This is a genomic window from Oceanisphaera arctica (assembly GCF_002936955.1).
GTDB classification, from domain to species: Bacteria; Pseudomonadota; Gammaproteobacteria; order Enterobacterales; family Aeromonadaceae; genus Oceanimonas; species Oceanimonas arctica.
Genome location: NZ_MPZM01000083.1, coordinates 1 through 5,804, shown reverse-complemented (window position 1 = coordinate 5,804; position 5,804 = coordinate 1). Strand labels below are relative to the sequence as shown.

The following is a 5,804-nucleotide window of genomic DNA, read 5'->3' as shown; positions in this document are numbered from 1 at the left end:
GTGGGAGGGGTGTCATACCTGCCTGTGTTCACGCAACCCCTCCCCAACCCTCCCCTTGCGTTGCACTCCGTCGTTATTCTGCCAGAGCCGAGGCTAAGGGGAGGGAGTAAAACCATTCCCTACTCCCTAGTCCCTACTCCCTAGTCCCTATTCCCTATTCCCCGCCCTTCAGCCAAGGCGCGAATTTGCTCACCGGTGCAGCCGAAGCGGCGTTCTCGTCCCACAAAGGCGGCAATCGCCTCGCTGAAGGCGGCTTCGTCGAAGTCGGGCCAGAGTACGGGAGTAAAATGCAATTCGGCGTAGGCCAGCTGCCACAGCAGAAAGTTGCTGATGCGCTGCTCACCGCCGGTACGGATCAGCAAGTCGACCTCCGTCAGGTCGGCCATGCTCATCAGGCTTCCCAGATGGTGCTCTGTGATGTCGGCGGGGTTGAGTTCACCGGCAGCCACCTGCTCGGCTGCACGACGACAGGCCTGGGTGATATCCCAGCGGCCACCGTAGTTGGCGGCAATATTGAGAGTCAGTCCGGTATTGGCGGCGGTAAGCGCTTCGGCATCGGCAATTTTGCGTTGCAAATGCTCGCTGAAACCACGGTGTTCGCCGATCACCCGCAAGCGAATATTGTTGCGGTGTAGCTTGCGAACTTCCGAGCCGAGCACGGCGATAAAGAGGCTCATCAGGGCGCTGACTTCATCTTCGGGGCGGCGCCAGTTTTCGCTGGAGAAGGCGAACAGGGTCAGGGCATCCAGCTTGAGCTGATGGGCAAAGCTGACCGCCGCACGTACCGATTTTACGCCGGCCTTGTGGCCGCTAACCCGGAACTTTCCGCGCTGTTCGGCCCAGCGGCCGTTGCCGTCCATGATGATGGCGACGTGACGGGGTAGCTGCGTTGGATCGTCGAATGCTGCCGTTGCTGGCATTGAAGTCACTCCTGCACAAAGAAAAACGCCGTGTAGGCAGCTACACGGCGTCGGCTACTATACCTGATGTAAGTATCAGATTTCCATTAACTCTTTCTCTTTGGCGGCGAGGGCTTCGTCTACCTTTTTGATATAGAGATCGGTCAGTTTCTGGATGTCGTCCTGACCACGACGATCGTCGTCTTCAGAAATTTCTTTGTCTTTCAACAGTGCCTTGAAGTCACCGTTGGCATCGCGACGGATGTTGCGAATGGCCACCCGGCCCTGCTCGGCTTCGTGACGCACTACCTTGATCAGGTCTTTACGACGCTCTTCGGTCAGTGACGGCAGCGGAATGCGGATCATGGTGCCGGTGCTGGACGGATTCAGACCCAGGTCGGAACTCATGATGGCTTTTTCCACGGCCTTGATCATGGTGCGATCGAATACGGTGACCGCCAGGGTGCGGGAGTCTTCGGTGGTGATGTTACCCACCTGCTTCAGCGGCGTGGCCGCACCGTAATAATCCACATAAATGGTGTCCAGCAGGCTGGGGTGAGCCCGGCCGGTACGAACCTTGTTCATCTGGCCCTTGAGCGACTCAAGGCTCTTTTCCATCCGCGTGTTGGCGTCGTTCTTAATCTCGTTAATCACGGTTTTTATCCTTGTTTATTAAAGCTGAAAGCGCCGAGCTGAAAGCAAGATCCTGATGTTCATCAGGATGACACTTTGGTTTGCCTCGGCGCTTGGCGCTCAAATTTTTTATTTCCGGCAGATGAGGGTGCCTTCGGTTTCCCCCATCACGGCACGGCGCAGCGCACCCGGTTTATTCATGTTGAATACCCGGACCGGCAGGTTATGGTCCCGGGCCAGGGTAAAGGCGGCCAGATCCATCACCTTGAGTTCGCGATCCAGTACGTCATCATAATCCAGCTGACTATACAGCTCGGCATCCGGATTTTTCATCGGATCTTCACTGTAGACGCCATCCACCTTGGTGGCCTTTAATACTACGTCGGCTTCAATTTCAATGCCACGCAAACAGGCGGCAGAATCGGTGGTGAAGAAAGGATTACCGGTACCGGCAGAGAAGATCACCACACGCCCCTTGCGCAGCAAGCTAATGGCATCGGCCCAATTATAGGGGTCGCACACACCTTCCAGGGTAATGGCGGACATCAGACGGGCATTCACATAAGCACGGTGCAGGGCATCGCGCATGGCCAGGCCGTTCATCACGGTGGCCAACATACCCATGTGGTCGCCCACCACGCGGTTCATTCCCGCCTGGGCCAGGCCCGCACCACGAAACAGGTTTCCACCGCCGATCACCAGACCGACCTGAACTCCCAGTTCAACCAGTTCTTTGATTTCCTGAGCCATACGTTCCAGTACGGCGGGGTCAATACCAAAGCCTTCTTCCCCTTGCAGCGCTTCGCCGCTCAGTTTAAGAAGAATGCGTCTGTATGCGGGTTTAGGATTGGTACTCATGCTTTTCTATTCCTGGTCATAGAAAGACCGCGACGGATGTCGCGGTCTGGATAGCACTAACAACGGCGGGAATTAACCCTTGGAAGCAGCGATCTGCGCCTGAACTTCGGCAGCGAAATCTTCTTCTTTCTTCTCGATACCTTCACCCACTTCATAGCGGACGAAACCGATGGCATCGGCGCCTTTCTGCTTGAGCAGATCGGCGACAGAGATAGAAGGATCCTTGATGAAGGGCTGACCGGTCAGAGAGATCTCGCCGGTGAACTTCTTCATGCGACCTTCAACCATTTTCTCGGCGATTTCTTTCGGCTTGCCGGAGTTGATGGCGATGTCGACCTGAATTTCGCGCTCTTTGGCCACAACTTCGTCAGACACATCTTCGGGCTTGACGAACTGCGGGTTGGAAGCAGCAACGTGCATTGCCACGTCTTTGGCCACTTCTTCGTCACCGCCTTTCAGGTTGGCGATAACGCCGATGCGGGTGCCGTGCAGGTAAGTGGTCAGGTTGTCACCTTCCACCAGCACGATACGACGCAGGCTCATGTTTTCACCGATCTTGGCGATCAAGTTGGTCAGGGTCAGCTCGATGCTTTCGCCGTTTGCGTACTCGGCCGCCTTCAGGGCGTCCAGGTCGTTGATTTTGCTTGCCAGCGCGATGTCGACAATCTTGTCACCGAAGGCGCGGAAACCGGCGTCTTTGGCTACAAAGTCGGTTTCGCTGTTCAGTTCGATCATCACGGCGGTGTTACCAGCCTGACGCATCAGGATGATGCCTTCGGCAGCGATACGGCCGGCTTTCTTGGCAGCTTTGGCCTGGCCGGACTTGCGCATCTCTTCGATGGCCAGTTCAATGTCGCCATTGGCTTCGGTCAGGGCTTTTTTACAATCCATCATGCCAGCGCCAGTGCGCTCACGCAGTTCTTTTACCAGGGCGGCGGTAATAGTTGCCATGTCTAATTTCCTCGATCTTGGTCTACAAGAAAACAGGGGCACAAGGCCCCTGTTAACCCATTACTTTCGTATGGTTAATAAAGGCTGAAGCCTAAGCTTCGGCTTTATTACTCTTCTACGACGTAGTTGTCTTCGGCTTGCACGGCCAAGTCTTGCGCACGGGCAGCAATCACGGCGTCGGCAGCAGCATTCAGATACAGCTGGACGGCACGGATGGCGTCATCGTTACCGGGAATGATGTAATCGATGTTGTCCGGGTTAGAGTTGGTGTCAACAATCGATACTACCGGAATGCCCAGGTTGTTGGCTTCTTTGATAGCGATGTGCTCGTGGTCAGCGTCTACTACGAACAATACGTCGGGCAGACCGCCCATGTCCTTGATACCGCCCAGGGACTTCTCCAGCTTGTCCATTTCGCGAGAACGCATCAGCGCCTCTTTCTTGGTCAGCTTCTCGAAGGTACCGTCTTGAGCCTGGATTTCCAGCTCTTTCAGGCGGCTGATGGATTGACGTACGGTTTTCCAGTTGGTCAGCATGCCACCCAACCAGCGATGGTTGACGTAGAACTGATCACACTTGGTAGCGGCTTCTTTGACGGCTTCAGAGGCTGCGCGCTTGGTACCAACAAACAGGATTTTACCCTTCTTGGAAGCAACGTTACCCAGGTAGTTCAACGCGTCGTTGAACATGGGAACGGTTTTTTCCAGGTTGATGATGTGAACCCGGTTGCTGGCGCCGAAAATGAACGGCTTCATCTTGGGGTTCCAGTAACGAGTCTGGTGACCAAAGTGAACGCCGGCTTTCAGCATGTCGCGCATAGATACTTGTGCCATGATTTCCTCAAATAAGTGTATTGGGTTAGGCCTCCACACATCCCATGACTCCGACCCGAAGGCACCCTGGAGCATGTGCCGATGTGTGTGTGTATTAAGAAAGTGAGTGTATGTGATGGATAAATCTGCAGGCATACCCGCAGATGCAACTATCACGGCGCGCTTTATACCATAAAAGCGGAGTCTGCACCAGTGTCTGCGTTACTCGACCGCGGCTTAGCTACTGGAACTTAGCCGCGCTTGGCGTTACACTTTTGCCCTTTTATCGGCCATATTTATCGGCCATCCTTTTGGTATAGCCGATAGCCGCCCTGCGAGACAACGACGCAATCCTGAATCTGGCGCCCACCCACAGAGACGAATTTGATGAGCATAGTCATAAAAACCCAGGAAGAAATAGAAAAAATGCGCGTGGCCGGTCGCCTGGCCGCCGAAGTGCTGGAAATGATTGAACCGCACGTGCAAGCCGGCGTGACCACCGACGAACTGAACCAGATCTGCCATGACTATATCGTGAACGAGCAGCAGGCGATTCCGGCGCCGCTGAACTACCACGGTTTTCCCAAGTCGATCTGTACCTCGGTGAACCACGTTATCTGCCACGGCATTCCGGCGGACAAAAAGCTCAAGGAAGGCGACATCATCAATATCGACATCACCGTGATCAAGGATGGCTACCACGGTGATACCTCCAAGATGTTCATGGTCGGCAAAGCCAGCATCATGGCAGAACGCCTGTGCCGGGTGACCCAGGAATGCCTGGAGCTGGCCATCAAGATGGTGAAGCACGGGGTACGTCTGGGCGACATCGGCGCCGCCATTCAGCAACACGCCGAAGCCCACAACTATTCGGTAGTGCGGGAATATTGCGGCCACGGCATCGGCGCCGAGTTCCATGAAGAGCCGCAGGTACTGCATTACGGCAAGCCGGGCACCGGTGAAGTACTGGAAGCAGGCATGTGCCTGACCATAGAGCCGATGATCAACGCCGGCAAGCGCCAGAGCAAGATGCTGGGCGACGGCTGGACCGTAGTAACCAAAGACCGCAGCCTGTCGGCCCAGTACGAACACACCCTGCTGGTAACCGAAGACGGCTGCGAAGTACTGACCCTGCGCAAAGACGACAAGCTGCCACGCATCATTAAAGCCGGAAGCTGAACACCTGCAAGTTCACGCCGCATAAATGGGCGCCTACATGTGTCGTAGGGTCGACTTATTTTAGGTAAGAGTATTCGACCGGCTTTGGCTCTGAGCTACCCCTCTTGGTCCATTGAAATGGACCCTACGAAACGGGAAAATGTGTGTTTTTTGTAGTTGCCACTTCAGTCGGCAGACTCTGCGCAGCAGAGTAAAAAACGGCGCTGTTTGATACGGCGCAGTTTTTGTTGGTATTAGAAAAAGGGGGCGGAGTCATTTTTAATAAATGACTCCGACCCCTTTTTTCCATTTATGTGGCGCAAATCCACAGACGAATCGAAATCGGTAGGCATAGCGCCATACCGGTTCCCTCCCCTTAACCCCGCACCAGCAGAATAACAGCGGGGTGCAACGCAAGGGGGAGGGTTAGGGAGGGGTTACTGCAGAGCATCCCCATGTTCCTCGGGATCCATCTTGGCCTGCAGTGACACCC

At 55.0% G+C, this 5,804-nt stretch carries 6 protein-coding genes; 1 reads left to right on the top strand and 5 read right to left on the bottom strand.

The annotated features are described in order from the left end of the window. Nucleotides 1-140: 140 nt before the first annotated feature. From uppS to rpsB, 5 genes are all read right to left on the bottom strand, one after another. Nucleotides 141-920 (bottom strand): polyprenyl diphosphate synthase, encoded by a 780-nt coding sequence (gene uppS, locus UN63_RS16565; protein ID WP_104488597.1) that lies wholly within the window; start codon nt 918-920, stop codon nt 141-143. A 75-nt stretch (nt 921-995) separates the two neighbouring features. Further along, nucleotides 996-1,553, bottom strand: coding sequence for a ribosome recycling factor (gene frr / locus UN63_RS16560; RefSeq protein ID WP_104488596.1), 558 nt, complete (start codon nt 1,551-1,553; stop codon nt 996-998). Between the two features lie 108 nt (nt 1,554-1,661). Next, nucleotides 1,662-2,390 carry a UMP kinase gene (pyrH, locus tag UN63_RS16555; RefSeq protein WP_104488595.1) on the bottom strand — a complete coding sequence of 243 codons (729 nt, stop codon included), beginning with the start codon at nt 2,388-2,390 and terminating at the stop codon, nt 1,662-1,664. 72 nt (nt 2,391-2,462) lie between these two features. Next, entirely contained in the window at nt 2,463-3,341 is an 879-nt protein-coding gene (gene tsf, locus UN63_RS16550; protein ID WP_104488594.1) for a translation elongation factor Ts, read from the bottom strand. Between the two features lie 107 nt (nt 3,342-3,448). Beyond that, complete coding sequence (gene rpsB / locus UN63_RS16545) at nt 3,449-4,174, bottom strand: 30S ribosomal protein S2 (protein ID WP_104488593.1); 726 nt, start codon at nt 4,172-4,174, stop codon at nt 3,449-3,451. A gap of 366 nt (nt 4,175-4,540) precedes the next feature. Between rpsB and map the strand changes: the two genes are divergently transcribed. Continuing rightward, on the top strand, nt 4,541-5,332 hold the full coding sequence (map, locus tag UN63_RS16540) for a type I methionyl aminopeptidase (protein ID WP_104488592.1): 792 nt from the start codon (nt 4,541-4,543) through the stop codon (nt 5,330-5,332). Nucleotides 5,333-5,804 lie beyond the last annotated feature (472 nt).